This is a genomic window from Achromobacter sp. MYb9, assembly GCF_002975275.1.
GTDB lineage: Bacteria > Pseudomonadota > Gammaproteobacteria > Burkholderiales > Burkholderiaceae_B > Achromobacter.
In genome coordinates, this window is record NZ_PCOQ01000052.1 from 3,824 (window position 1) to 6,229 (window position 2,406).

The window sequence follows — 2,406 nt, forward strand, 5'->3', positions numbered from 1 at the left end:
AAACAACCGATAAGAGTGGACGCTTAACACGAGCACTTAAGCTCTGAAAGGAGGTGATCCAGCCGCACCTTCCGATACGGCTACCTTGTTACGACTTCACCCCAGTCATGAATCCTACCGTGGTAATCGCCCCCCTTGCGGTTAGGCTAACTACTTCTGGTAAAACCCACTCCCATGGTGTGACGGGCGGTGTGTACAAGACCCGGGAACGTATTCACCGCGACATGCTGATCCGCGATTACTAGCGATTCCGACTTCACGCAGTCGAGTTGCAGACTGCGATCCGGACTACGATCGGGTTTCTGGGATTGGCTCCCCCTCGCGGGTTGGCGACCCTCTGTCCCGACCATTGTATGACGTGTGAAGCCCTACCCATAAGGGCCATGAGGACTTGACGTCATCCCCACCTTCCTCCGGTTTGTCACCGGCAGTCTCATTAGAGTGCCCTTTCGTAGCAACTAATGACAAGGGTTGCGCTCGTTGCGGGACTTAACCCAACATCTCACGACACGAGCTGACGACAGCCATGCAGCACCTGTGTTCCAGTTCTCTTGCGAGCACTTCCAAATCTCTTCGGAATTCCAGACATGTCAAGGGTAGGTAAGGTTTTTCGCGTTGCATCGAATTAATCCACATCATCCACCGCTTGTGCGGGTCCCCGTCAATTCCTTTGAGTTTTAATCTTGCGACCGTACTCCCCAGGCGGTCAACTTCACGCGTTAGCTGCGCTACTAAGGCCCGAAGGCCCCAACAGCTAGTTGACATCGTTTAGGGCGTGGACTACCAGGGTATCTAATCCTGTTTGCTCCCCACGCTTTCGTGCATGAGCGTCAGTGTTATCCCAGGAGGCTGCCTTCGCCATCGGTGTTCCTCCGCATATCTACGCATTTCACTGCTACACGCGGAATTCCACCTCCCTCTGACACACTCTAGCCCGGTAGTTAAAAATGCAGTTCCAAAGTTAAGCTCTGGGATTTCACATCTTTCTTTCCGAACCGCCTGCGCACGCTTTACGCCCAGTAATTCCGATTAACGCTTGCACCCTACGTATTACCGCGGCTGCTGGCACGTAGTTAGCCGGTGCTTATTCTGCAGGTACCGTCAGTTTCACGGGGTATTAGCCCATGACGTTTCTTTCCTGCCAAAAGTGCTTTACAACCCGAAGGCCTTCATCGCACACGCGGGATGGCTGGATCAGGGTTTCCCCCATTGTCCAAAATTCCCCACTGCTGCCTCCCGTAGGAGTCTGGGCCGTGTCTCAGTCCCAGTGTGGCTGGTCGTCCTCTCAAACCAGCTACGGATCGTCGCCTTGGTGAGCCGTTACCCCACCAACTAGCTAATCCGATATCGGCCGCTCTAATAGTGCAAGGTCTTGCGATCCCCTGCTTTCCCCCGTAGGGCGTATGCGGTATTAGCTACGCTTTCGCGTAGTTATCCCCCGCTACTAGGCACGTTCCGATACATTACTCACCCGTTCGCCACTCGCCACCAGACCGAAGTCCGTGCTGCCGTTCGACTTGCATGTGTAAGGCATCCCGCTAGCGTTCAATCTGAGCCAGGATCAAACTCTTCAGTTTAATCTCTGTATTTGTTTCGTATTCTTGGTCCGAATAAATCCGAACCAGGTCATACGTCGCTACTCAAAGGAAGTGAGGTATGTTCTTAAACTTGACGTCTAAGGTACTTCACTTCTAGTGAGCACTTGATTTCATTGTGCTTGTGAAGAAGCCAGGGTTTAACGCCTAACTTCATCACAGTGCATCGCATCAAGCGCCCACACTTATCGGTTGTTTAATTGTTAAAGAGCGGTACTGCTAAATTCTTTACTGCCACATCGCTGAACCCGCCAGCTTCGCTTGGCTTTTGCCTTGCGTCGCTTGCTGTTTTCAGCAGCAGAGAGGCGAGATTATGAAGGAGTTTTTATCGCCTGTCAAGTCAGCTTCGTTCGCTTTCGCGCCACCGCCTTCTTGCCTGCGACCCCTTCGGGCCTACTCTCTCACCTGCTCTCTTTAGCAGCTATCGAAATATCAGGGTTAACCCTAAGTTTTCGGCAACTGCCAAGCCTGAAACTATAACACAACTTTTGCAGATTATGCAACCGGCTTTTGCCTGACTTGCATCCTATCTTGCAACCCCGCCGCTTTCGCGGCAGCCCTGAATCAGGGGTTGGTTACGACTTCAGGTGGCTAGCAACTGGACCCGGGCAAACCCTGAATCGTCATCACCAGCCAAGCCCAAGACTATAGCACGATTTTTGCAGATTGCGCAACTGGCTTTTGCCTGATTTGCTGCAATCCTTGCAATAACCGCTTGGCGCCCATTTCTGAACCCATCGCGGCAGGCTTGGCTGAGTGTCCGTTGGGTTGCCCCGGGATGCCCTTGCTTTGCCTGTTGTGCTTGCTTGGC

1 rRNA gene is annotated in these 2,406 nt (G+C 52.8%); it reads right to left on the bottom strand.

Annotated elements, in window-relative coordinates:
* Positions 1-46 precede the first annotated feature (46 nt).
* Positions 47-1,577 (bottom strand): 16S ribosomal RNA (locus CQ050_RS30575).
* Positions 1,578-2,406: the final 829 nt, after the last annotated feature.